Here is a 26,088-nt window from a genome sequence, read left to right as displayed (position 1 = left end):
GTTGCTCTGCGCAGGCGGTGTCCACTCTGACTTCGCCGATAACGCCTGTCCATTCGGACCAGATTTTCAACGAATTTCTAAAAATTCTCTTTCCGTTTGCAGGCCGGATAAGCGCAGCGCACTTAGCCCGCCGACAAACTCAGCGCAATACCATCAACAGTGCCAGCACGACAACCGCGCCAATGCTCATGGATGCCACATACCAGCGCAGGTAACCGTTCTCGCTAAACAGCAGACCTTTGCCTGCGAAGCGGGAAAGGATCGCCGGGATGTTCATCAGCGCATTCAGCGGGTCGCTCTTCAGCAGCCATGCAACACCGAGGTATGGCTTCACAAAGACGCGATCATACAGCCAGTCGAAGCCCCAGGCATTGAACCACCAGGTACCGAAGAAACGCCCCGTTGCGCTGTTGGCAATTGAATGCACCAGCGTGCGTTTACCCAGCCACAGCCATGCTGCCAGCAGGATACCGATAATCGCTACCGCGCCGGATGCCACTTCCAGCATCACCACGCTACTGTGCGCAAGCTCGGTGGTTTCCGGCAGCACGCCTTTCAGCGGCGGCACGATCATCGCGCCAACAAAAGTAGACAGCACCAGTAGCACGATCAGCGGCAGATGATGGGTAATCCCCTTCCCTGCGTGCGCGTGGATTTGTTCTTTTCCGTGGAAGACAATGAAAATCAGACGGAAGGTGTAGAGCGATGTCATAAAGGCACCGACCAGGCCGGCAATCATCAGATTGATATGACCATTCGCTACCGCACCGGCAAGGATTTCGTCCTTACTGAAGAAGCCCGCTGTGATCATCGGCAACGCTGACAGCGCCGCGCCGCCTACCAGGAAGCAAGCGTACACCAGCGGAATCGACTTACGCAGGCCGCCCATTTTGAAAATGTTCTGCTCGTGATGACACGCGAGGATCACTGAACCGGATGACAGGAACAGCAGCGCTTTAAAGAATGCGTGCGTCATCAGGTGGAAAATCGCCGCATCCCACGCCTGTACACCCAGCGCCAGGAACATGTAACCAATCTGGCTCATGGTGGAGTAAGCCAGCACACGTTTGATATCGGTTTGCACCAGCGCGGCGAAACCAGCCATCAGCAGCGTTACCGCACCGACAATCCCGACCAGATGCAGCACTTCTGGCGTCAGCAGGAACAAGCCGTGCGTACGTGCAATCAGGTAGACACCGGCGGTGACCATCGTTGCAGCGTGGATCAGTGCAGAAACCGGGGTCGGACCAGCCATCGCATCGGCAAGCCAGGTCTGCAACGGCAGTTGCGCGGATTTACCGACCGCACCACCCAGCAGCATCAGCGTCGCCCACATCAGCATGTTATTGCCGTTGGCGAAGTGCTGCGGTGCCAGTTCAACCATTTCGCGGAAGTTCAGCGTGCCCAGCTCGTTGTAAAGAATGAACAGCGCGAAAGCGAGGAACACGTCACCCACGCGGGTTACGACGAACGCTTTCATCGCCGCTGCGCCATTCTTCGGATCGGTATAGTAGAAACCAATCAGCAGATAGGAGCACAGACCCACGCCTTCCCAGCCGAGGTACATCAGCAGCAGGTTATCTCCCAGCACCAGAACCACCATGCTGGCAATAAACAGGTTGGTGTAGGCGAAGAAGCGGGAGTAACCCTCTTCACCGCGCATATACCAGGAGGCAAACATATGGATCAGGAAACCGACACCCGTAACCACCGAAAGCATGGTCAATGAAAGGCCGTCCAGCACCAGATTGAAGCCGATGTTGAAATCACCGACCGCCATCCACGTCCACAGCGGTTGCACGAAAGGTTGCTGGCCGTTATTGAAGAAATCAACGCCTGCATACGCACTGACCAGCGCCGCCAGACCAATCGAGCCCATACCTACGGTTGCGGAAACGTTTTCCGACCAGCGGCCACGGGAAAACGCCAGCAGCACAAAGCCAATAAAAGGAAAAATAATGGTTAAGGCGAGCATGTTCATCCACGCATCTCACTTACTGAATCGATATTCAGATTCTGGCGGCGACGATGGAGTTGCAGCAGCAACGCCAGGCCAATGCTCGCTTCGGCAGCCGCGAGGCTAATGGCGAGAATGTACATCACCTGTCCGTCGGTCTGACCCCAATAGCTACCCGCGACCACAAAGGCCAGCGCGGCGGCGTTAATCATGATTTCCAGCCCAATCAGCATAAACAGCAGGTTGCGGCGGATAACCAGACCGGTCAGCCCCAAAACAAACAAAATCGCAGCGAGGATCAATCCATGTTGCAACGGGATCATGCGTGCTCCTCCGTTTTTCTTTTCGCGCGGTCTTCCGTGCGATTGCTCAGCACTTCGCCAGCTCGGTCTTCACGACCCAGATGGAAGGCCACAACCAGCCCAGCCAACAGCAGCATGGAAGCCAGTTCCACCGCCAAGACGTAAGGACCAAACAGCGTAATGCCAACCGCTTTCGCGCCAATCGCCGTACCTTCAATGCCCTGGTCGTTAACCCCAAGGATGGCGTAAATCATTACCACCAGTAGCACTGCGGAGAGCAGCGCCGGGCCAATCCAGATTTGCGGCGACAACCAATTGCGTTCCTGCTCAACGACAGTATTGCCGAGGTTCAGCATCATCACCACGAACACAAACAGCACCATGATGGCACCGGCGTAGACGATGATTTCCAGCGCCCCGGCGAAATACGCGCCGAGCGAAAAGAAGACACCGGCAATGGCCAGCAGAGACACAATCAGATACAGCAACGCGTGTACCGGATTAGTATGCGTAATCACGCGTACCGTCGTCAGGATGGCGACCAGGCCACAGATATAAAAAGCGAACTCCATTGCCCCTCTCCTTACGGTAACAGGCCCTTGACGTCGATAGGCTTGGCTTCATTTTCCGCTTCGCCTTTATCTTTGCCGTCGATTGCCATACCTGCCATCCGGTAGAAGTTATATTCCGGGTATTTGCCCGGACCGGAGATCAGCAGATCCTCTTTTTCGTACACCAGATCCTGACGTTTGTATTCGCCCATCTCGAAATCCGGAGTGAGCTGAATCGCCGTTGTCGGGCACGCTTCTTCGCACAGACCACAGAAAATGCAGCGTGAGAAGTTGATACGGAAAAATTCCGGATACCAGCGACCATCCTGCATCTCCGCTTTTTGCAGCGAGATACAGCCGACAGGGCAGGCTACCGCACACAGGTTACAGGCAACGCAGCGCTCGGAACCGTCCGGATCGCGCGTCAACACGATGCGCCCACGGTAGCGCGGTGGCAGATAGACCGGCTCTTCCGGGTACATACGTGTTTCACGTTTGGCGAACGCATGCAGGCCAATCATCCAGATGCTACGGACCTGGGTGCCGAAGCCCACGAGTAATTCTTTTAAAGTCATGGTCTTTTCACCCCTTATTGCGCTTGCCAGAGAATGACAGCCGCCGTTCCCAGCAAGTTAATCAGCGTCAATGGCAGGCAGACTTTCCAGCCGAAAGACATCACCTGGTCATAACGCGGACGCGGCAGCGCGGCGCGGATCAAAATGAACATCATCATAAAGAACGCCGTTTTCAGCGCGAACCAAATGAATGGCGGTAACAACGGCCCTTGCCAGCCACCGAAGAACAGGGTGACCATCAGCGCGGAAATGGTGACGATACCGATGTATTCCCCGACAAAGAACAGGCCGAACTTCATACCGGAGTATTCGATGTGGTAACCATCCGCCAGTTCCTGTTCCGCTTCCGGCTGGTCAAACGGGTGACGGTGACACACCGCAACGCCCGCGATAGCGAAAGTCACAAAACCGAAGAACTGCGGAATAACGTTCCATAAACCGGCCTGGTTGTTGACGATGTCGGTCATATTGAATGAACCGGCCTGCGCAACCACGCCCATCAAGGAAAGCCCGAGGAACACTTCATAGCTCAGGGTTTGTGCAGAAGCACGCATCGCACCGAGCAAAGAGTATTTGTTGTTACTCGACCAGCCTGCGAACAACACCGCGTAAACCGCCAGACCCGCCATCATTAGGAAGAACAGGATCCCGATATTCAGGTCGGCCACCACCCAGGTAGGGCTGACCGGCACAATGGCAAACGCTAACAGCAGCGAGGTAAAAGCAATCATTGGCGCAAGAGTGAAAATCACGCGGTCAGAAAAGCGCGGGATCCAGTCCTCTTTAAAGAACATCTTGATCATGTCCGCCACGAGCTGGAGTGAACCACCCCAGCCTACGCGGTTCGGCCCGTAACGGTTCTGGAACAGACCGAGCAGACGACGCTCACCAAAGCTCATGAACGCACCGCAGGTGACCACCACCAGCAGAATGACGACCGCTTTCAGAATGCTTAACAGAATGTCGATAACATCCGGTGTTAACCAGCTCATGCTTGCGCCTCCTGCAGATTTTCAAGACGTGCTCCAGCCAGTACCGGCGCAATGCCCGGCATCCCCATCGGCAGACCAACCTGCCCTGCCGCCAGACCTTCAGAAACCTGCAACGGCAGGCTGATAGTCTGCCCTTCGTAAGTGAAGGAGATATGCGCGCCTGCGTTAACGCCAAGCTTTGCGGCATCGGTCGGATTCAGTTTGATGTATGGCTGCGGCATGCGGCTCTGGAAGACCGGAGCACGCTGTGACAATTCGTCACTGCCAAACAGGTGATAGTAAGGCGCGATACGCCATTTGCCGTCCTGCGCTTCGAACGCGCCCGGTACGGTAGTGAAGTAATCAAGACCGCTTTCAGACGCTTCAATCAAACGTACACCCGGATCGCCGTGACGCAGGTGACCACCCACTTCGTCCTGGAATTTGTTCCAGGCCTGCGGGGAGTTCCAGCCCGGCGCCCATGCAAACGGAATTTGCGAACGCGGCGCAGACGGCTGGTTGTTCCCTTCCATTGAGAAGGCGAACATGGTGTCTTTGTCCTGCGGCTGACGCGGTTCGTGCACGCTGATATTGGCGCGCATTGCTGTGCGTCCACTGTAGCGGTGCGGTTCACGCGCCAGTTTCTGGCCACGAATACGGAAGCTGGCATCCGGCGCAGCATCTTTAATACCGGCCAGTTGCGGCAGTGCTTCAACGGCCGCATCGATCACGTGATCAAGCTGCGTCCAGTCCACTTCGCGGTTTTGCACGGTGCTGTGCAGCGAGTGCAGCCAGCGCCAGCTTTCCAGCATCAGGGTTTTGCTGTCGTAGTAGGTCGGATCGTAAACCTGGAAGAAGCGCTGCGCGCGGCCTTCGTTGTTGATAACCGTACCATCGCTTTCAGCAAAGCTGGCGGCGGAGAGCACCAGATGAGCGCTGTCCATAATGGCGGTGCGCTGATGATCAACCACCAGCACCAGCGGCGCTTTCGCCAGCGCCGCGTCAACGCGGGCAGCAGAAGCGTGACGATGCAGATCGTTTTCCAGCACGACAACGGCGTCAGCACTGCCGCTTTCCAGCTCAGCCAGTGCATCATCGAGGCTACCGCCGCCGATAAGCCCCAGCCCCATGCTGTTCACCGAACGGGCAATCATGGTGATGCCGACATCGGAACCGCGGCCTTTCAGCGCTTTCGCGACGTTTGCCGCCGCCTGAATCACCGCACTGCTGCCAGCGTTAGTCCCGGAGATAATCAGCGGTTTTTTCGCCCCGGCCAAGGCCTGAACAATCACATCCACTTTGCTTTTCAGATCGTTGCTCAGACCATCAACCGCAGGGGAAGCGTCGTCCAGCGCATGCGCGATGGCGAAACCTAAGCGAGCCTGGTCTTCTACCGGTGCGCAGTATGTCCACGCGGCGATATCGTCCAGACGGGTGCTATCGATGTTGGTGACGAAGAGCGGATGTTTAGCACGCTGACCAATGTTCATGATCGCTGCTATCTGCCAGTCGGCAACTTTCTGCGCCGCCGCCATTTCACGCGCTTTGCCTTTCACCGCCTGGCGAACCGCCAGCGAGACGCGCGCGCCGGTCTGGGTGATATCTTCCCCGAGGATCAGCACCGCGTCGTAGGATTCAATTTCACGCAGCGCCGGAGTGTGGATGCCGCCTTCGCGCAGCACTTTTAGCGCCAGCTCAAGACGTTCCTGCTCACCTTTGGCGATGCCGGTATAGAAGTTTTCCGCGCCAACTAATGCACGCAGCGCGAAGTTACTCTCGACGCTTGCACGCGGAGAACCGATACCAATCACCTTCTTCGACTGACGCAGAATGTCCGCTGCGCCCTGCATCGCCTGCTCGGCGTTGAGAGTGATCAGATCGTCGCCACGGCGTTGAACCGGCTGACGCGGTCTGTCTTTCAGGTTGACGTAGCCGTAGCCGAAACGACCACGGTCGCAAAGGAAGTAGTGGTTAACGGTGCCGTTGTAACGGTTTTCAATGCGGCGCAGTTCACCATAACGTTCGCCAGGGCTGGTGTTGCAACCCAGTGAACACTGCTGGCAGATGCTCGGCGCGAACTGCATATCCCACTTACGGTTATAACGCTCGGAGTGGGTTTTATCGGTGAACACGCCGGTCGGGCAGATTTCTACCAGGTTGCCGGAGAACTCGCTCTCAAGCACGCCGTCTTCCGGGCGACCAAAGTAGACGTTGTCATGGGCGCCGTACACGCCAAGATCCGTGCCGTCCGCGTAGTCTTTGTAGTAACGCACGCAACGGTAACACGCGATACAGCGGTTCATTTCGTGGGAAATGAACGGACCGAGATCCTGATTACGGTGCGTACGTTTGGTGAAACGATAGCGACGGAAGCTGTGACCGGTCATCACGGTCATATCCTGCAGGTGGCAGTTGCCCCCTTCTTCGCAGACCGGGCAGTCGTGCGGGTGGTTGGTCATCAGCCACTCGACCACGCTTTCACGGAACTGCTTCGCTTCGTCATCATCAATAGAGATAAAAGTACCGTCGGATGCCGGTGTCATACAGGACATTACCAGGCGGCCACGCGTGTCTTCCGCGTTTTGATATTGCTTCACCGCACACTGGCGGCACGCACCCACGCTCCCCAGCGCCGGATGCCAGCAAAAATAAGGAATATCAAGGCCTAAAGAGAGACATGCCTCAAGAAGGTTGTCTGCTCCGTTTACCTCGTATTCTTTGCCGTCTACATGAATAGTAGCCATTAGCATGCTTCCAGTTGTCTCAGTCAGCGACTAAGAGTTAATCAAAATTCTGTTCGCATCCCCTCATCAGCGCGATGAAGGAAGAACCATTACCAGCGCGCTTTCAGCAAGTTTGGCTGGATACCGCCAATTGCATGGGTATTGCTAAATTGCTGTTTAATGCCCGCTTCGAACTCTTCGCGGAAGTATTTAATCGCGCTCTGTAACGGTTCAACCGCACCTGGCGCATGCGCGCAGAAGGTTTTACCCGGCCCGAGTTGTCGACACAGTTGCTCAAGTGTCTCGATATCTCCAGGCTGGCCTTCACCACGCTCCAGCGCACGCAGGATTTTCACGCTCCACGGCAAACCATCACGACATGGCGTACACCAACCGCAGGACTCGCGGGCGAAGAACTCTTCCAGGTTGCGCACCAGCGGCACCATGCCAATTTCATGGTCAACGGCCATCGCCAGCGCCGTACCGAGACGGCTACCTGCTTTACCGATGCTTTCAAACTCCATCGGCAAATCGAGGTGCGCTTCGGTCAGGAAATCGGTCCCTGCCCCGCCCGGCTGCCAGGCTTTAAATTTCAGTCCATCGCGCATACCACCCGCGTAATCCTCAAGGATTTCACGCGCGGTGGTACCAAACGGCAGCTCCCACAGACCCGGATTCTTCACGCGTCCGGAGAAGCCCATCAGTTTGGTGCCCGCATCTTTGCTGGTCGAAATGTTCTGATACCACTCAACACCGTTCGCCAGGATCGCCGGGACGTTACACAGGGTTTCGACGTTGTTGACACACGTCGGTTTACCCCATGCACCGGAGCTTGCCGGGAATGGCGGTTTGGAACGCGGGTTAGCACGACGGCCTTCCAGCGAGTTAATCAGCGCCGTTTCTTCGCCGCAGATATAACGACCCGCGCCGGTATGCACAAACAGTTCGAAGTCGAAGCCGCTGCCAAGAATATTCTTGCCAATCAAACCGGCTTCGGTTGCTTCAGCAATCGCGCGGCGCAGATGCACCGCCGCCTCAATATATTCGCCGCGCAGGAAGATGTAGCCACGGTAGGCTTTCAGCGCGAAGGCCGAAATCAGCATCCCTTCTACCAGCAGGTGCGGCAGTTGCTCCATCAGCAAGCGGTCTTTGTAGGTGCCCGGTTCCATTTCATCGGCGTTACACAGCAGGTAACGGATGTTCATGGATTCGTCTTTCGGCATCAGGCTCCACTTCAGACCCGTGGAGAAGCCCGCGCCGCCGCGACCTTTCAGACCCGAATCTTTCACCGCATTGACAATCTCATCCGGTGCCATGCCGGTCAGCGCTTTGCGCGCACCGGCATAACCGTTTTTGCTCTGGTACTCTTCGAGCCAGACCGGCTGTTTGTCATCGCGCAGACGCCAGGTCAGCGGGTGCGTTTCAGGAGTACGGATAACTGTTTTCATTTATACCGCTCCAGCAAATCAGGGATCGCGTCCGGCGTCAGATGGCTGTGAGTGTCCTCATCAATCATCATGTTCGGGCCTTTATCGCAGTTACCCAGACAGCAAGTCGGCAGCAGCGTAAAGCGACCGTCAAACGTTGTCTGGCCCGGTTTGATCTTCAGATGGCTTTCAATCGCCGATTGAATGCCCTGATAGCCAGTGATATGGCAAACCACGCTGTCGCAATAGCGAATAACATGGCGACCAACCGGCTGGCGGAAGATCTGGCTGTAGAATGTTGCCACGCCTTCGACATCGCTCGCCGGAATGCCCAGCACGTCAGCGATGGCGTAAATTGCGCCGTCCGGCACCCAACCACGCTGTTTCTGAACTATCTTCAGCGCTTCAATGGACGCCGCACGCGGGTCTTCGTAGTGGTGCTTCTCGTGCTCAATTGCCTCACGCTCTGCCGCACTCAGCTCAAAAGCCTCGGTTTGTGGTTGTTGATTCTCGTGCATAATTAGCGATCCACATCTGACATAACAAAATCGATACTACCCAGATAGACAATCAAGTCTGATACCAGGCTACCGCGGATGGCCGACGGGATTTGCTGCAGGTGCGCAAAACTCGGGGTACGAACGCGGGTACGGTAGCTCATGGTGCTGCCGTCGCTGGTCAGGTAGTAACTGTTAATACCCTTGGTTGCTTCAATCATCTGGAAGGATTCGTTGGCCGGCATTACCGGGCCCCACGACACTTGCAGGAAGTGAGTAATCAGGGTTTCGATATGTTGCAGCGTGCGCTCTTTCGGCGGCGGCGTTGTCAGCGGGTGATCCGCTTTGAACGGGCCTTCCGGCATGTTGTTGAGGCACTGCTCAAGAATGCGCAGGCTCTGGCGCAGCTCTTCAACTTTCAGCATGACGCGGGTGTAGCAGTCACTCACGCCACCGCCAACCGGGATCTCAAAGTCGAAGTTCTCGTAACCGGAGTACGGACGCGCTTTACGCACGTCGAAATTGATGCCGGTCGCACGCAGGCCTGCACCGGTCGTGCCCCACTCCAGCGCTTCTTTTGCGTTGTAAGCGGCAACGCCCTGAGAGCGGCCTTTCAGGATGGTGTTACGCAGCGCCGCTTTCTCGTAAGAGGCCAAGCGTTTTGGCATCCAGTCGAGGAACTCGCGCAGCAGACGATCCCAGCCACGCGGCAGATCGTGCGCCACGCCGCCAATGCGGAACCAGGCCGGGTGCATACGGAAACCGGTGATCGCTTCCACCAGATCGTAGATTTTCTGACGATCAGTAAAGGCGAAGAACACCGGCGTCATTGCGCCTACGTCCTGAATAAAGGTTGAGATATAAAGCAGGTGGCTGTTAATGCGGAACAGTTCAGACAGCATCACGCGGATCACGTTGACGCGATCCGGCACGGTGATACCGGCCAGTTTTTCCACCGCCAGCACGTAAGGCATTTCGTTTACGCAACCGCCGAGATACTCGATACGGTCGGTGTAAGGAATGTAGCTGTGCCAGGACTGGCGCTCACCCATTTTCTCCGCGCCACGATGGTGGTAACCGATATCCGGCACGCAGTCGACGATCTCTTCGCCGTCCAGCTGCAGGATGATACGGAACGCACCGTGCGCAGAGGGGTGGTTCGGGCCGAGGTTGAGAAACATAAAGTCCTCGTTTTCGGTGCCGCGTTTCATGCCCCAGTCTTCCGGCTTGAAGGTCAACGCTTCCATTTCCAGATCCTGCTTGGCTTTGGTCAGCTCAAACGGATCGAATTCAGTTGCGCGCGCCGGGTAATCTTTACGCAGCGGGTGACCCGTCCAGGTTTGCGGCATCATGATGCGCGTCAGGTGCGGGTGACCATTAAACGTAACGCCAAACATTTCCCAGGTTTCACGCTCATACCAGTTGGCGTTCGGGAAAAGTTTGGTAATTGTCGGCACATTCAGATCGTTTTCAGCAAGGGCCACTTTCAACATGATGTCGCGGTTGCGATCGATGGAAATGAAGTGGTAGAAAACGGAAAAATCCGCGGCGGGCAAACCGGCGCGGTGTGTGCGAAGACGTTCGTCCATGCCGTGCAAATCAAACAGCATGACGTATGGTTTCGGTAATTTCTTTAAGAAATCGACCACTTCCAGCAACTGCTCACGCTTAACCCAAACGACGGGTACCCCGGTGCGGGTCGCCTGAACGGTAAAGGCATCCGGCCCAAAACGGTTGCGCAATTCGCCAATGACCGGATCATCCAAATGATCTCGGGTCTGCCATGCGGCTTCTTGCGCAGTTAAATCGGTCATATTGTTCACCATTGCAAAGGGTCCGTGGTGACTGTTGGGTATGGCTTCGCGTTATTGGATTATTGAAATGCGAAGTTTCTTCCATTACCCACAGGCGCAAATTAAATCTCGTCCGGCGTACGCAGATTGGTCACGGCGATACGCTCGCCACGTTTACGGTCGCGTTCCGACTGCATATTGGCGCGATAAACGCCCTGATCGCCAACCACCCATGAGAGCGGACGACGCTCCTTGCCAATCGACTCCTGCAGCAGCATCAGCGCCTGCATATAGGCTTCAGGACGCGGCGGACAGCCAGGGATGTAAACATCCACCGGGATAAATTTATCGACGCCTTGTACGACAGAATAGATATCGTACATACCGCCAGAGTTCGCACAGGCACCCATGGAGATAACCCACTTAGGTTCCAGCATCTGGTCGTAAAGGCGCTGAATGACCGGCGCCATTTTGGTAAAGCACGTGCCCGCGACCACCATCAGGTCTGCCTGACGAGGAGAAGCACGCAACACTTCCGCACCAAAACGCGCAACGTCGTGCACTGCCGTAAAGGATGTCACCATCTCTACATAACAGCACGACAGGCCAAAGTTATATGGCCAAATTGAGTTTTTACGTCCCCAGTTCACCATATCGTGCAGGGCATTTTCGAGCTTGCCCATATAAACGCTACGGTTAATTTCTTGTTCCAGGGGGTCGGTTACGATCTCCTGTTTCTGCAGGGGGTAACGGTCGTTCTCACCGTTAGGATCTATGCGGGTGAGCGTATAATCCATCTTATTGCCTCGCGGTTAGCGTTGACTGTCAGTGTAGCTGTTAGTCTCTGGGTTGATTTGCTCACGGCGCGAACGCACGGGCGTCCAATCCAGCGCGCCAATACGCACCAGATAAACCAGACCAGCCAGCAGCACTAATATAAAAATAGCGGCTTCGACAAACCCGACCCAACCACTCTCGCGAATGGAGGTTGACCATGCGTATAAATAGAGCGCTTCCACATCGAAGATGACGAAGAACATGGCCACCAGGTAAAACTTGGCGGATAGACGTAAGCGAGCGGAACCGACGGAGTCGATACCCGATTCGAAAGGAACGTTTTTGTGCCTCGCGCGTGCGCGACCGCCCAAAAACCGACCGCCGATCAGCATCAGGCAACACAGGCCAATGGCGACAATAAGAAAGATAGCGAATGCCCAGTGATGAGCGATGATTTCAGTGGATGTTGACATACGCATTGCTTAACTCAAAAGGTAGCGTTATTACCTCTGCTCTTGCTGGCAGATGACGCCACATCGATTCACGGGGAGGAATGAAAAACCACACATTAACTGTGTAAAAGGCGAAAACAGCTAAACGATGTGGGTTTTTACTCCTTTCTATAACCTTTTGTCAACTTTAACAAAGGTTTCCTCACATTAGTTTACATCGGCAGCAATTCATTAACATTTAGTGCCGTTTTCTTGAACGACTTCAAACATTCACAAGAAATATCCAGGTGTTGAATCGTGTCCGTAGCAAGGTTTTATACTTATTACCCGCTTATTTTGACAGGATTTTGTCAGGATTCCTCCCCCTCAACGGGAGTATTTTCTTGATCTGCGACACGCTTTTGTTAATTCATACAGTGAAACAGCAACAATCCGCCTTGATTTTTAACATGACCAGCAGGCATGAAAGACTATAGTTGAAAAAAGGAGATCGTGCTGTGAGTGATATTAAATTATTGAAAGAAAGAATAATTTTCAGGAAGAGCGTTTTTATGGTTCATAATTTGTGCGCAAAATGAACCGATAACCGCTTTTTTGCCGCCAGCGGTTCATTTTTACACTTACATTTTGTTACCAGATTTGGCAGAGGATGTTAGCTAAAATCCCCTTCGATAATCAGCGGATCGCCTCCTCCCTCAGGAGTAGCGCTGCCGTAATGCCAGGGATTTTGATAATGTTCCATGGCCTGGAAAATCACCTGTGCCAACTCATTGCGGCTTTGCGGGTTATAGCAAAGCAAATACTCCGTATCAGGCAACAACGGTAGCCCTTCCGCTCTACCCAGCACGCGCAAATCGGGGCTCATCATTTCCACTGGCCGCGCGGTCACACCCAATCCTGCTTTTACTGCTGCTTTCACCGCCGAAAGCGTAGAAGCGACATAAGCCATACGCCAGGGAATATCCGCATCATTCAGCGAATTGATGACCATATCGCGAAAGGGGCTGGGTTCATCCAATAAAACCAGTGGTATCGCCTCACTCTTCTGTAACACGTATTCAGCCGAGCAGTACCAGTGCGTTGGCGATGTGCGCAACGTCAGGCAATCAAATTGCGCGGAACGGTGAGTCGTCACCACGAGATCAACATCATGCGCTTGTTCGCGTTCGTCAGAAAACGGGTTGCGTTTCACTCGTACATCGAGAGCCAGCTTCGGGTATACCGAGCTAATACGATTAAGCAAAAACGGTAAAATCGTGTCTGCGGACTCATCAGAAGCGCCAATAGTTAAGACGCCCTGAAGATTACTAAACATTAACGACGTGCATGCTTCGTCATTGAAACGTAAGATCTTTCGCGCATATCCCAGTAACTGAATACCATGTTCAGTTAAGAGTTTATTGCGGCCATGACGAGCAAATAATTCTTTTCCCACTAATTGTTCTAGCCGCTGCATTTGCTGACTTACGGCGGACTGAGTGCGACAAACCGCAGCAGCGGCCGCAGCAAATGTGTTTAGATCGGCGACCGCAACGAAAGTTCTCAGCAGATCGAGGTCGAGATTCAATATCGGACGATTTGCATTTATCATAATTTTTCACTTACGGGTCGTTCGCGCGGAGTGACCCGGGTTTATGCTGTGCTCGTAAGATTAAGTAATTCCATTTAAAAAGTGCATCCAGCAGACCAGGTAAAGCTGGCAGTCGTTCAGGTGTTTATAGTTCGCTGTCTAACGCAAGCTGAACTCAATGGCTTTATTTCGCCTTCTGCCATTCCTTTTAGATATATAAAAGATGCCAAAGCGAGTTATTCCTTTTAAGAAAAACATGTTTGTGCAACGTTCATAGGCTATACATAGCACTGCGCCATATAGAACCAGCCTATATAACTGGTCAGAATTAAAAGCGAGTAATAACAATCAACTAAAATTAAGAAATAAACCTTAACTAAAGCAAGGCTTTTGGTGTCAGTTCCATTTCTTGCCCCACGAGTTTAACCTAAAACCTTTATATTTATAAGCATTATTGCGAATAATCTTAAGCAAACAAATGGCTTCTACCTCCCCACCATCTTATTAATATTAGTGATAGTCATCGTTCCCATTCTCAATATTAAATAGCTATTAATTAAGTGAAGAACTAACTATTAATAATGCTTAACATTGCTTTTACAGCCAACTCACCTCTTCACCTGGCTGAATGAGGCGGTAATCCATCGCGCGGCTTGAAACAGAAAACGAATTCTACCATAGCACAACCGCCTCAAACCGAGACGAAACGAACGCTTTTAGACGGTAAAAAATATCAGCAGAAAACACAAAGACAGCATTAAAAACCAAAATAGAAAACAAACACAGAAAAAATAAAAAACAAAAAGGCCAATAAATAGTTAAAAAAGCGTTAACCATCAGCAGCATTAAGACAAAATCTTCTCCTGCTAACCCTTCAAAATAGACGGACGGGGGAGTACATTGTTCCGTGCTCACTTCCACGGCAGGCAGTGGCTATTCTAGCTAAAAGGTCAAAGGTTCATGTCCTCCATCGAAAAATCCAGCAAATTAGATAACGTCTGTTACGACATCCGTGGCCCGGTTCTGAAAGAAGCAAAACGTCTTGAAGAAGAAGGCAACAAGGTCCTCAAACTCAACATCGGCAACCCAGCCCCTTTCGGCTTCGAGGCCCCGGATGAAATCCTGGTGGATGTGATCCGCAACCTACCCAGTGCGCAAGGTTACTGCGACTCCAAAGGGCTCTACTCCGCGCGTAAAGCTATCATGCAGCATTACCAGGCACGCGGTATGCGCGAAATCACTGTGGAAGACATCTATATTGGCAACGGTGTTTCCGAGTTGATCGTGCAGTCGATGCAGGCGTTGCTTAACAGCGGCGACGAAATGCTGGTGCCCGCACCGGATTACCCGCTGTGGACCGCTGCAGTCTCGCTCTCCGGCGGAAAAGCGGTGCACTATTTATGTGATGAGTCGGCAGGCTGGTTCCCCGATCTCGACGATATTCGCGCCAAAATTACGCCGCGTACGCGCGGGATTGTCATTATCAACCCAAACAACCCAACCGGCGCGGTTTACTCAAAAGCGCTGCTGCTGGAAATCGTTGAGCTCGCACGTCAGCACAACCTCATCATCTTTGCGGATGAAATCTACGACAAAATTCTTTACGACGAAGCGCAGCATCACTCGATTGCCGCACTCGCGCCGGATCTGTTCACTATCACCTTTAATGGGCTGTCGAAAACCTACCGGGTCGCGGGTTTCCGTCAGGGCTGGATGGTGTTGAGCGGGCCGAAAAAACACGCGAAAGGCTATATTGAAGGGCTGGAGATGCTGGCATCGATGCGCCTGTGTGCCAACGTCCCGGCACAACACGCGATCCAGACTGCACTCGGCGGCTACCAGAGCATCAGCGAATTTATTGTTCCTGGCGGGCGTCTGTATGAGCAGCGTAATCGCGCATGGGAGTTGATCAATGAGATCCCTGGCGTTTCCTGTGTGAAACCAAGCGGTGCGCTGTATATGTTCCCGAAAATCGATGCCAAACGCTTCAATATTCACGACGACCAGAAAATGGTACTCGACTTCCTGTTGCAGGAAAAAGTACTGCTGGTACAAGGCTCTGCGTTTAACTGGCCATGGCCGGATCACGTACGTATTGTGACGCTGCCGCGTGAAGACGATCTGGAAATGGCGATTACCCGTTTTGGTCGATTCCTCTCAGGTTACCACCAGTAAAGGATGTGGGGGAGGATTTGCATCTTCCCCCACTCTCTGCGCACAATGGCTCAGGTCGCAGTCACAGACAAGGTTAACCATGAGTCAGAGCCACTTTTTCGCCCACCTTTCCCGCCTTAAACTCATCAATCGCTGGCCACTGATGCGTAATGTACGCACGGAGAATGTCTCCGAACATAGCCTGCAAGTCGCAATGGTCGCCCACGCGCTGGCGGCAATTAAAAACCGTAAATTCGCAGGCCAGATCAATGCTGAGCGTATCGCTCTCCTGGCGATGTACCACGATGCATCAGAAGTGCTGACGGGTGATTTGCCAACGCCGGTGAAATATTTCAACTCGCAAATAGCCCAGGAATATAAAGCTATCGAGAAGATCGCCCAGCAGAAGTTGGTCGAGATGGTGCCGGAAGAACTGCGTGATATTTTTGCGCCGCTGATCGATGAACATCACTACACCGCGGAAGAAAAATCGATCGTGAAACAGGCTGATGCCCTATGCGCTTATCTGAAATGTCTGGAAGAGCTCTCCGCCGGCAACAACGAATTCTTGTTAGCCAAATCACGACTGGAAAAAACGCTCGATGCGCGCCGCAGCCCGGAAATGGATTACTTCATGCAGGTGTTTGTGCCGAGCTTTCATCTGTCGTTGGATGAAATCAGCCAGGATTCGCCGCTGTAACGCAATATGCCGGGTTAAAAGCCCGGCCATGTCAAAACGGGAACAGCACCGGGATCAGCAGTGCACACACCACCATCACCAGCAGCGTGAACGGCGCACCGATTTTGACGAAATCACTGAACTGGTAGTTACCTGGCCCTAAAACCAGGGTATTCACCGGTGAGGAAACAGGCGTCATAAACGCTGCCGAAGCCGCCATCGCCACGACCATTGCGAACGGATAAGGCGAAACGCCCATCGATTTCGCCGCCGCCAGCGCGATCGGAGCCATCAATACCGCGGTTGCGGTGTTAGAGATAAATAAACCAATCACGGCGCACATCACGAACAGGCATATCAGCATCAGGTGAGGGCCATAGCCACCGCCCAAATCCATCAACCCTTTTACCACCAGATCCACACCGCCAGTTTTTTGCAAAGCCAGCGCAAACGGCATCATGCCGACAATCAAAATGATGCTCGGCCAGTGAATCGCTTTATAAGCGCTTTCAGCATCGATACAGCGAAACTTGCCCATCAACATGCACGCTATGATCGCTGCGACTGGATTGGGAATTTCATCGGTTAGCATCAATGCAACCATCAATACCAGGCAGAAAAGAGCGTGTGGCGCCTGGCTGTGCGCCGGGGATGCTGCGCTCTCTTCCACCGGCAAGTTAAGCACCACAAAGTCGCGACCATGCGAGCCAAGCTGGCTGATGAGTTTCCAGTTTCCGACCACCAGAAAAACATCACCCAGTTGCAATGCTTCATTCGCCACCGAACCTTCGAGCACCTCACCATTGCGTTTTAACCCCACAACGTTAAGGCCGTAGCGGGTGCGAAAACCGATTTCGCGCACGGTCTTGCCTATCAGTTCGGAATCCGGGATCAACGACACTTCCGCCATCCCAACATCAAGCGCCTGGTCTGAGAAGTACTCGCCGCGCAGGATCATCGGCTCAAGCAGTTGTTCAGCGCAAAACTCACGCAGATCGACTTCGGCGGCAGACATATCAATCAGCAACACATCGCGGGCGCGAAATTCGGATACCCCGTTAACGTTAACAATGACGCGCCGAAAACGCCGCCAGCGCTCAACACCGATGATATTTGCGCCATAGCGTTCACGCAGTTGTAAATCATCCAGCCGTTGCCCAATCATTGGCGAACCGGGGCGAATCGCCAGACGACGCGCCCGACCGGCAAGACGATATTCCTTAATAAGATCGCGAAAACTGCGGCGTTTCCAGCTCTCACGCGCGGTATCATCACTCTCCCCTTTCAACGTGAAACGCATTAACAGCATATAAATAATACCAAGCAGCAAGATCACCAGCCCAAGAGGGGTCACGCTAAAAAAGCTGAACCCGTCAAAGCCTTCGCGTAGCAACTCGCTGTTAACGACAAGATTCGGCGGCGTCGCTACCAGCGTCATCATGCCGCTAATAAGGCCAGCGAAGCTGAGCGGCATCATCAGCCGTGACGGCGAAATCTGCATGCGCATTGAGACACTGAGCACTACCGGGATAAAGATCGCCACCACGCCGGTCGAACTCATAAATGCGCCCAGCCCAGCAACGGTAACCATCAACAGCACCAGCATTTTGATTTCGCTACTGCCGGCCATGTTGACCAGCCACGTCCCCATATTCGTCGCTACTCCGGTGCGGACCAGGCCATCACCGATGATAAAAAGGGCGGCAATTAACACAACGTTCGGGTCGCTAAAGCCAGAAAACGCTTCGGAAAGCGTCAGCGTTCCACTGAGAACAAAGGCAACAATGACAAACAGCGCAACAGCATCCATACGCACTTTGCCCGTTGCAAAAAGCACCACCGCGATGCCCAGCAGACACAGTACCCAGGTAAGTTCACCGTTCACAACGTATCCTTGTCAGTTGATAGTGGAGAAATAGTGCCATAAAAAAACCCCACAAAAGTGGGGTTAAATCATGGGATCAGGCCTTTAGCGTGACATTCACCAGGCCGTCTGGCCGTTTTGCGACATCAAGCGCTTCAAGCGTACTAAGCCTGAAATCCACTTCATCGAGCCGGGGCGCATCCGCAGGGACATTTACCGCAATCACATGGCAACCAGCGGCAAGGCCGGAAAGGACACCCGCCGGCGCATCTTCCACCACCACGCACTCTTGCGGCGCTAGCCCCAGCAAATTTGCGCCGAGTAAATAAGCATCAGGTTCAGGCTTGCCGCGAGTTACTTGCTCAGCGGTAATGAACACTTTTGGCGTCGGCAGCCCGGTTGCACGATGGCGCGCGTGAGCGACAGGCACAGACCCGGAAGTGACAATCGCCCACGGAATGGCTGACGCATCTAAATGCTCAAGTAGCGCAATCGCACCAGGCAGCGCGGTAATGCCATCGGTATCCGCCGCTTCAACCTGTTCGAGCCAGGTAAATTCAGCCGCAATCTCCGCTTCAGACTTGCCCGGTAAGAAATGCCGCAGCGAGGTAATCGCCTGTTTGCCATGGATAAAATTCAGTACTTCATCATGCGCGATACCGAATCGGTCAGCCCAGTTACACCATGCTCGCTCCACGGCGGGCAGCGAATTCACCAGGGTGCCATCCAGGTCAAACAGAAATCCTTTACACTGCACACTCACCTCCTCAGGCGTTAATAATCTGATTAATTTCGTTGCTGCTCAGGTGGTACTGACGCGGGCAGGAGTGCCACACGCTCAGCATGCGCTGATATTTTTCCCACATTGGGGTTTGCGCGTTAAAGCCGTGGGTACCCGCATCGAAATGGGTATAGCGTCCTTCGATGTTCACCATAAAACGTACATAGCCGAGATAACGCGCTTCTGTTGCGGCATCAAAACCGAGGAAAGTTACGCGGCGTTCATCAATGGCGCTGGTGTCTTTCAGGTTGGCCCAGGAGACATGCAGTGCGTGATACATCTCCATGATATCGATAACTGTGCGACAGGTTTCTTCTTTCAGTTCGCCGAATTCACGATCCAATTCGCGCATTTGCAGACCATATCCGCGCTCAATAATGGTTTGCAAACGGCGATAACGCTCCGCATTAGCCGGATCCATCATGGTCATCATTTTGTACTGGTTGGATAAGATCAGACGTTGGGCATTGGTCATTTCCATCTTTCGACTCCTATGGCACATCGGCGCATTAAAAAAGATGCCTTGAGTTTACCTGCTGAAAAAGACGGCTTTTTTGATTTGCCGAGGGTTTTGGGTAGAACAGAATGAAAAATAAAAAAGAAGACATCGCAAAAATGCCTTCTTTTATAGAGATTGCGAAACTTGCTCAAACTCACAAATCATCAAGAAAGGTTTTATCGAGCTGTTTAAAAGCACGCTTAAGCGTGTCGGCCAGCGCCTGGTAATCCGGTTTGCCTTCAACAGGCGCCAGCGCCTGTCCGGCCTCTTGCAGCTTGCCGCGCACTTCATAAAACCAGTGCAGAATCGACGGCGGTAGCGGCGTCACGGAGCGCTTACCCAACCACCACAGCCCTTGCATCGGCATGCTCAGCGCAAACAGCGCAGTAGCAACCGCTGGCCCAAGCTGGCCACCCAGCGCAATTTGCCAGCAGAGAGTAAACACTGCCACTGGCGGCATAAAGCGCGTGGCATAGCGCATTGCACGGATCACCCGGTTTTCAACGAACATCGGAGCGAGGCGTTTTTCCATAGGCCAGGTCTTCGCGTAGTGCTGACCCCGACGAAACAAACTAAAAAAAGTGACGGGTCGTTTCTCTGAAGTGGACATGGTTTACCTCAACTTCACATATAAAAATTAAAAAATTTGTGCAAAACAACAACTGTGAATGACAACGTTAAAATTTTTTGTCAATCCCACCTGGTATCGGGTATCCTGTGGCGGCCTTGACCGGTTCATTAGACGAATATCTTTAAATCGTCAAATTTAAGCTCATTATGCCACTGCCTGAAATTTGCGCAAAATAGCTTAAAATTTTATGTATTCTTTCCATCATGCCAGAAAGTAAACCCGGCATGATGTTAATCATAAATGTCAGTCTCCACCTGCGCTACGCTGTGCGACTCACTGACCTTTTTTAGCCACGTATCATAAATAGGTACTTCCATGTCGAGTAAGTTAGTACTGGTTCTGAACTGCGGTAGCTCCTCACTGAAATTCGCAATCATCGATGCAGTTAATGGTGACGAGTACCTTTCTGGTTTAGCCGAATGTTTCCACCTTCCTGAAGCACGCATCAAGTGGAAAATTGATGGCGGTAAACAAGAAGCGGCTTTAGGTGCGGGTGCCGCTCACAGCGAAGCGCTGAACTTTATCGTTAACACTATTCTGGCACAAAAACCAGAACTGTCTGCACAGCTGACCGCAATCGGTCACCGCATCGTGCACGGTGGCGAAAAATACACCAGCTCTGTAATTATTGATGAATCCGTTATTCAGGGCATCAAAGATGCAGCCTCTTTCGCACCGTTGCACAACCCGGCTCATCTGATTGGTATCGCCGAAGCGCTGAAATCCTTCCCGAACCTGAAAGACAAAAACGTGGCTGTGTTCGACACCGCGTTCCACACCACTATGCCGGAAGAGTCCTACCTGTATGCGCTGCCGTACAAACTGTACAAAGAGCACGGCGTTCGTCGCTACGGCGCACACGGCACCAGCCATTTCTATGTGACTCAGGAAGCTGCCAAAGTCCTGAACAAACCGGTTGAAGAGCTGAACATCATCACCTGCCACCTGGGCAACGGTGGTTCTGTTTCCGCTATCCGTAACGGCAAATGCGTTGACACTTCCATGGGCCTGACCCCGCTGGAAGGCCTGGTAATGGGTACCCGTTCTGGTGATATCGATCCGGCAATCATTTTCCATCTGCATGACACCCTGGGCATGAGCGTTGAAGCTATCAACAAAATGCTGACCAAAGAGTCCGGCCTGCTGGGCCTGACCGAAGTCACCAGCGACTGCCGTTATGTAGAAGACAACTACAAAGATAAAGAAGACGCGAAACGCGCAATGGACGTTTACTGCCACCGTCTGGCGAAATACATCGGTTCTTACACTGCGCTGATGGAAGGTCGTCTGGATGCGGTTGTCTTCACTGGCGGTATCGGTGAAAACGCAGCCATGGTGCGTGAGCTGTCTCTGGGCAAACTGGGCGTTCTCGGCTTTGAAGTTGATCACGAACGTAACCTGGCTGCCCGTTTTGGTAAGTCTGGCTTTATCAACAAAGAAGGCACCCGCCCGGCTGTCGTTATCCCGACAAACGAAGAGCTGGTCATCGCGCAAGACGCGAGCCGCCTGACTGCCTGATTCCACACCGCCAGCCCACGCTGGCGGTGCTGTTTTGTAACCCGTCTTGCCAGACGGTAACGAAAGAGGATTAACCGTGTCCCGTATTATTATGCTGATCCCTACCGGAACCAGCGTCGGCCTGACCAGCGTCAGCCTTGGCGTTATCCGTGCTATGGAACGCAAAGGCGTTCGTCTGAGCGTCTTTAAACCGATCGCCCAGCCGCGCGCCGGTGGCGATGCGCCAGACCAGACCACCACTATTGTGCGTGCTAACTCTGGCCTGACCGCAGCAGAACCGCTGAAAATGAGCCACGTTGAGTCGCTGCTCTCCAGCAACCAGAAAGACGTGCTGATGGAAGAAATCATCGCCCGTTATCACGAAAGCAGCAAAGACGCTGAAGTGGTGCTGGTTGAAGGCCTGGTTCCGACGCGTAAACATCAGTTCGCACAATCGCTGAACTTTGAAATCGCGAAAACGCTGAACGCAGAAATCGTGTTTGTCATGTCTCAGGGCACCGACACGCAAGAACAGCTTAAAGAGCGTATCGAACTGACCCGCAACAGCTTTGGCGGCACGAAAAATACCAACATCACCGGCGTGATTGTTAACAAACTGAACGCCCCGGTTGATGAGCAAGGTCGTACCCGCCCTGACCTGTCAGAAATTTTCGATGACTCGTCCAAAGCAAAAGTGGTTCATATCGATCCGGCGAAACTGCAAGAAACCAGCTCACTGCCAGTGCTGGGCGCTGTGCCGTGGAGTTTTGATCTGATTGCTACTCGCGCAATCGACATGGCGCATCACCTGAATGCAACCATCGTTAACGAAGGCGATATCAAAACCCGCCGCGTGAAATCCGTTACCTTCTGTGCACGCAGCATTCCGCACATGCTGGAACACTTCCGCCCAGGCTCACTGCTGGTGACTTCCGCAGACCGTCCAGACGTGCTGGTTGCCGCTTGCCTCGCAGCGATGAACGGCGTGGAAATCGGTGCGCTGCTGCTGACTGGCGGCTACGAAATGGACGCCAGCGTTCGCAAACTGTGTGAACGTGCATTCGCCACCGGCCTGCCGGTATTTATGGTCAACACCAACACCTGGCAGACCTCTCTGAGCCTGCAGAGCTTCAACCTGGAAGTTCCGGTTGACGATAACGAGCGTATCGAAAACGTTCAGGAATACGTGGCTAGCTATATCAACACCCAGTGGATTGATTCTCTGACCGCGACCTCTGAACGCAGCCGTCGTCTCTCTCCGCCGGCCTTCCGTTACCAGCTGACTGAGCTGGCGCGCAAAGCGGGCAAACGTGTTGTTCTGCCGGAAGGCGACGAACCGCGTACCGTGAAAGCTGCTGCTATCTGCGCTGAACGTGGTATCGCGACCTGTATCCTGCTGGGTAACCCGGACGAGATCAACCGTGTTGCCGCTGCGCAAGGCGTTGAGCTGGGCACCGGAATTGAAATCGTCGATCCAGAAGTGGTACGTGAAAGTTACGTTGCTCGCCTGGTTGAGCTGCGTAAGAGCAAGGGTATGACCGAAGCCGTCGCCCGCGAACAGCTGGAAGACAACGTGGTTCTCGGCACGCTGATGCTGGAACAGGACGAAGTTGATGGTCTGGTTTCCGGTGCTGTGCACACCACCGCGAACACCATCCGTCCGCCGTTGCAGTTGATCAAAACCGCACCGGGCAGCTCACTGGTTTCCTCCGTGTTCTTTATGCTGCTGCCGGAACAGGTTTATGTGTACGGTGACTGCGCAATCAACCCGGATCCGACCGCTGAACAGCTGGCAGAAATCGCCATTCAGTCTGCGGATTCCGCCATCGCGTTCGGTATCGAACCACGCGTGGCAATGCTCTCCTACTCCACTGGTAACTCCGGCGCAGGTAGCGATGTAGAGAAAGTGCGTGAAGCAACGCGTCTGGCGCAGGAAAAACGTCCTGACCTGGTGATCGACGGTCCGCTGCAGTATGACGCTGCGGTAATGGCTGACGTTGCGAAATCTAAAGCGCCGAACTCTCCGGTTGCAGGTCGCGCTACCGTGTTCATCTTCCCGGATCTGAACACCGGTAACACCACCTACAAAGCGGTACAGCGTTCTGCCGACCTGATCTCCATCGGGCCGATGCTGCAAGGCATGCGCAAACCGGTTAACGACCTGTCCCGTGGCGCGCTGGTAGACGACATCGTCTACACCATCGCACTGACCGCGATCCAGGCTTCACAGCAGTAATCTGCTTTAACCAGCAACAAAAAGGCGACCATCAGGTCGCCTTTTTTATTCTACAAACAGAAAACCACGTCCTGCGGGCACTATCATCAACTCGCCTGGCTCTGCCTGATTGTCTTTGGATTCAAATCTCACGGAACTGGCAGAGGCTTCTTGTTAAGTACGCCGGTACGCCCTTCCTGGTGCAATCAATACCGCATGCTTTGAAGGTGCATTTTTGCTTCGTGTATCGCAGCAGAGTGCCTGCGAGAAGAAAACAAAACGCCATTAACGCCGGCGTTTTGCCTGTCATAGAGAAATGAGTTACTCCGCTTCCTGCATCGTTTCCACATCGTTGCTGGCATTGCGCGTCATCCACAGCGCCAGCGCTTTTAATGAATCATTGGTGAACTCGTCGCAGCGCGCGGTGATCTCTTCCGGCGTCATCCAGCATACTTCGCTAACTTCTTCTTCCTGCAATGCAAACGGCCCGTGGGAAACGCAGCTAAACAATCCGCCCCAGACCCGACAGTGTTCATCTTCAAAGTAAAACTGGCCATGTTCAGCAAACGGCACTCCCGCAATGCCTAACTCTTCTTCCGCTTCGCGGCGCGCGGAATCCAGCAGGTTTTCCCCTGCCTGCACCACTCCACCAGCGGTGGCATCCAGCATACCGGGCATAAAATCTTTGATCTCTGTGCGACGCTGCACCAGCACTTTGCCCATCCCATCATGCACCACAATGTAGGTTGCGCGGTGACGCAGACATTGAGCCCGCATTTGCTGCCGGCTGGCCTGCGCTATCACCTCATTGTCTTCATTGACAATATCCACCCACTCCATGCCTGCAAAATGACTCTGTTCCACCATCGGGAAATCTTCTCTTTAGGGCGCTCTGTTGGCGCGTTTCGGTTGAAAGGTAACTTACGGATTAATCGTGACCTGTGCAATAACCCGCTGATCATTAAGTGTGATAACGCGCAATACGTCCTCTTCCAGCATGCCGTAGCTGGCCGCAAACCCACCTTTTGGGATACTGACCGAACCGGGGTTGAAGTGGAAAATATCGCCACGTTTCTCGGCAACGGGAATATGGGTATGACCATAGACCAGCACATCGCCCGGTGCCAGTAGCGGCTCGTCATCCGGGCCAAAGAGGTGACCATGTGTCAAAAACAGGCGACGTTCAGGCAGTAAAACCTGCTGCCAGGGCGCTGTCATCGGGAATTTCAGCAGCATCTGATCCACTTCGCTGTCGCAGTTGCCGCGTACGGCAATAATCCGACCGGCCTGTTCGTTCAAACGGTCCGCAACCTGCGCTGGCGCATAGCCTTCAGGTAACGCGTTGCGCGGGCCGTGATTCAGCACATCGCCAAGGATCACCAGCCAGCGGGCACCGCTTTGCGCGAACAATTCCAGCACGCGTTCCGTCGCGGGCAACGACCCATGAATATCCGATGCAAACATCAGTTTCATCACTGCACCTCATGTGGAAGAAAGCGCCCCATAATAACGGAAGTCGCCAGGCTTATCAGCCTGCGCGCTTAGCGGAAAGTGCAACAAAGCGCTGGACCGATGAGCGTTGCCACTGGAAGGTGGCGTAATCCACCAGCCGCTCCGGTACTTTGTCACCGTTCAACACGAGCCGGTTCAGCATCAATGCCAGGTCAACATCGGCGATACACCATTCGCCAAACAGGTTCGGTTTATCATGCGCCAGCAACTCACCGGCAATAGCGAACAGCTTCGCGGCGCTCGCCTGCCCGGCAGCGCTGAGCGGCGCTTTTTTGGCTCCGGCAAACACGACTGTTGTAGAACGCTCTTCGCGGATAGGCATTAAATCGCTACGCAGCCAGGCCTGAATTTGCCGGGCGCGTGCGCGTTTTTGCAGATCGTGGGGATAAATACGCTCCCACTCCGGCGGGGCGAAACGCTCCTCCAGATATTCGTCAATCGCTGTGGATTCACAGAGTTCAAAACCTTCAATCTCCAGCACCGGCACTCGTTGCGTCAGCGTGAAACCCGGCCAGCCTGGCGCGAGTTGCTCGTGGCTCTCGAGATCGACGGTTTTCAGGGTAAAGGGCAGCCCTTTTTCATGTAGCGCAACATACGCCGACAGCACATACGGGGAAAAATACTCTGCGTCAGACCATAAGGTGATAGCCGGTTCGCTCAT

At 53.5% G+C, this 26,088-nt stretch carries 23 protein-coding genes; 4 read left to right on the top strand and 19 right to left on the bottom strand.

The features are described from left to right. Nucleotides 1-139: 139 nt before the first annotated feature. The 12 genes from nuoL to lrhA form a co-directional block, all read right to left on the bottom strand. The gene (gene nuoL, locus ACFX4O_RS17815; RefSeq protein ID WP_380210565.1) at nt 140-1,981 is read right to left on the bottom strand and encodes an NADH-quinone oxidoreductase subunit L; all 1,842 of its coding nucleotides are present in this window, start codon (nt 1,979-1,981) and stop codon (nt 140-142) included. Then, entirely contained in the window at nt 1,978-2,280 is a 303-nt protein-coding gene (gene nuoK, locus ACFX4O_RS17810) for an NADH-quinone oxidoreductase subunit NuoK (protein WP_002463445.1), read from the bottom strand. Before nuoK ends, nuoL begins: the two co-directional genes overlap by 4 nt. Continuing rightward, complete coding sequence (gene nuoJ, locus ACFX4O_RS17805; RefSeq protein ID WP_131406857.1) at nt 2,277-2,831, bottom strand: NADH-quinone oxidoreductase subunit J; 555 nt, start codon at nt 2,829-2,831, stop codon at nt 2,277-2,279. The genes nuoK and nuoJ overlap by 4 nt, the downstream gene beginning before the upstream one ends. A gap of 11 nt (nt 2,832-2,842) precedes the next feature. Continuing rightward, nucleotides 2,843-3,385: an NADH-quinone oxidoreductase subunit NuoI gene (gene nuoI / locus ACFX4O_RS17800; protein WP_017458593.1), complete on the bottom strand. Its 543-nt coding sequence runs from the start codon at nt 3,383-3,385 to the stop codon at nt 2,843-2,845. 14 nt (nt 3,386-3,399) lie between these two features. Then, a complete protein-coding gene (gene nuoH, locus ACFX4O_RS17795) occupies nt 3,400-4,377 on the bottom strand; it encodes an NADH-quinone oxidoreductase subunit NuoH (protein WP_017458594.1) in 978 nt (325 codons plus the stop codon). Further along, nucleotides 4,374-7,100, bottom strand: a complete 2,727-nt coding sequence (nuoG, locus tag ACFX4O_RS17790) for an NADH-quinone oxidoreductase subunit NuoG (RefSeq protein WP_380210562.1) — start codon at nt 7,098-7,100, stop codon at nt 4,374-4,376. Before nuoG ends, nuoH begins: the two co-directional genes overlap by 4 nt. Nucleotides 7,101-7,189: 89 nt before the next feature. After that, nucleotides 7,190-8,527, bottom strand: coding sequence for an NADH-quinone oxidoreductase subunit NuoF (gene nuoF, locus ACFX4O_RS17785; RefSeq protein ID WP_380210560.1), 1,338 nt, complete (start codon nt 8,525-8,527; stop codon nt 7,190-7,192). Further along, nucleotides 8,524-9,024, bottom strand: coding sequence for an NADH-quinone oxidoreductase subunit NuoE (nuoE, locus tag ACFX4O_RS17780; protein ID WP_017458597.1), 501 nt, complete (start codon nt 9,022-9,024; stop codon nt 8,524-8,526). Before nuoE ends, nuoF begins: the two co-directional genes overlap by 4 nt. A 2-nt stretch (nt 9,025-9,026) precedes the next feature. After that, on the bottom strand, nt 9,027-10,829 hold the full coding sequence (gene nuoC, locus ACFX4O_RS17775) for an NADH-quinone oxidoreductase subunit C/D (RefSeq protein ID WP_017458598.1): 1,803 nt from the start codon (nt 10,827-10,829) through the stop codon (nt 9,027-9,029). 89 nt (nt 10,830-10,918) lie between these two features. Further along, complete coding sequence (nuoB, locus tag ACFX4O_RS17770; protein ID WP_007371088.1) at nt 10,919-11,593, bottom strand: NADH-quinone oxidoreductase subunit NuoB; 675 nt, start codon at nt 11,591-11,593, stop codon at nt 10,919-10,921. A 15-nt stretch (nt 11,594-11,608) separates the two neighbouring features. Then, nucleotides 11,609-12,052, bottom strand: coding sequence for an NADH-quinone oxidoreductase subunit NuoA (gene nuoA / locus ACFX4O_RS17765; protein ID WP_017458599.1), 444 nt, complete (start codon nt 12,050-12,052; stop codon nt 11,609-11,611). 625 nt (nt 12,053-12,677) lie between these two features. Beyond that, nucleotides 12,678-13,616: a transcriptional regulator LrhA gene (lrhA, locus tag ACFX4O_RS17760; RefSeq protein ID WP_380210557.1), complete on the bottom strand. Its 939-nt coding sequence runs from the start codon at nt 13,614-13,616 to the stop codon at nt 12,678-12,680. A 939-nt stretch (nt 13,617-14,555) separates the two neighbouring features. On the opposite strand from lrhA, the gene ACFX4O_RS17755 reads away from it, so the two are divergent. Beyond that, complete coding sequence (locus tag ACFX4O_RS17755) at nt 14,556-15,770, top strand: pyridoxal phosphate-dependent aminotransferase (protein WP_131406843.1); 1,215 nt, start codon at nt 14,556-14,558, stop codon at nt 15,768-15,770. Nucleotides 15,771-15,849: 79 nt separating this feature from the next. Continuing rightward, complete coding sequence (gene yfbR / locus ACFX4O_RS17750; protein ID WP_131406841.1) at nt 15,850-16,449, top strand: 5'-deoxynucleotidase; 600 nt, start codon at nt 15,850-15,852, stop codon at nt 16,447-16,449. A gap of 31 nt (nt 16,450-16,480) precedes the next feature. Here yfbR and ACFX4O_RS17745 read toward each other — a convergent pair whose 3' ends face one another. From ACFX4O_RS17745 to yfbV, 4 genes are all read right to left on the bottom strand, one after another. After that, nucleotides 16,481-18,313, bottom strand: coding sequence for an SLC13 family permease (locus ACFX4O_RS17745; RefSeq protein WP_380210555.1), 1,833 nt, complete (start codon nt 18,311-18,313; stop codon nt 16,481-16,483). 76 nt (nt 18,314-18,389) lie between these two features. Continuing rightward, nucleotides 18,390-19,049, bottom strand: a complete 660-nt coding sequence (locus tag ACFX4O_RS17740; protein ID WP_380210553.1) for a sugar phosphatase — start codon at nt 19,047-19,049, stop codon at nt 18,390-18,392. 10 nt (nt 19,050-19,059) lie between these two features. Continuing rightward, entirely contained in the window at nt 19,060-19,554 is a 495-nt protein-coding gene (locus ACFX4O_RS17735; RefSeq protein WP_017458605.1) for a YfbU family protein, read from the bottom strand. Nucleotides 19,555-19,726: 172 nt separating this feature from the next. After that, nucleotides 19,727-20,182, bottom strand: coding sequence for a terminus macrodomain insulation protein YfbV (gene yfbV / locus ACFX4O_RS17730; protein WP_131406835.1), 456 nt, complete (start codon nt 20,180-20,182; stop codon nt 19,727-19,729). A 336-nt stretch (nt 20,183-20,518) separates the two neighbouring features. On the opposite strand from yfbV, the gene ackA reads away from it, so the two are divergent. Together ackA and pta are read left to right on the top strand one after the other, a co-directional pair. Further along, nucleotides 20,519-21,721 carry an acetate kinase gene (ackA, locus tag ACFX4O_RS17725; protein WP_131406833.1) on the top strand — a complete coding sequence of 401 codons (1,203 nt, stop codon included), beginning with the start codon at nt 20,519-20,521 and terminating at the stop codon, nt 21,719-21,721. A 76-nt stretch (nt 21,722-21,797) separates the two neighbouring features. Further along, complete coding sequence (gene pta / locus ACFX4O_RS17720; protein WP_131406831.1) at nt 21,798-23,936, top strand: phosphate acetyltransferase; 2,139 nt, start codon at nt 21,798-21,800, stop codon at nt 23,934-23,936. 300 nt (nt 23,937-24,236) lie between these two features. Here pta and yfcD read toward each other — a convergent pair whose 3' ends face one another. From yfcD to yfcF, 3 genes are read right to left on the bottom strand one after another with little or no spacing between them, the layout of a single operon-like run. Continuing rightward, on the bottom strand, nt 24,237-24,782 hold the full coding sequence (gene yfcD / locus ACFX4O_RS17715) for an NUDIX hydrolase YfcD (protein ID WP_380210551.1): 546 nt from the start codon (nt 24,780-24,782) through the stop codon (nt 24,237-24,239). A gap of 54 nt (nt 24,783-24,836) precedes the next feature. Beyond that, the gene (yfcE, locus tag ACFX4O_RS17710; protein WP_131406827.1) at nt 24,837-25,388 is read right to left on the bottom strand and encodes a phosphodiesterase; all 552 of its coding nucleotides are present in this window, start codon (nt 25,386-25,388) and stop codon (nt 24,837-24,839) included. A 55-nt stretch (nt 25,389-25,443) separates the two neighbouring features. Continuing rightward, a complete protein-coding gene (gene yfcF, locus ACFX4O_RS17705) occupies nt 25,444-26,088 on the bottom strand; it encodes a glutathione transferase (RefSeq protein ID WP_131406825.1) in 645 nt (214 codons plus the stop codon).

The sequence above is a fragment of the Kosakonia sp. YIM B13571 genome (genome assembly GCF_042788095.1).
GTDB lineage: Bacteria > Pseudomonadota > Gammaproteobacteria > Enterobacterales > Enterobacteriaceae > Kosakonia > Kosakonia quasisacchari.
The sequence above is the reverse complement of the archived record's forward strand: the minus strand, read 5'-3'. Positions and strand labels throughout refer to the sequence as shown.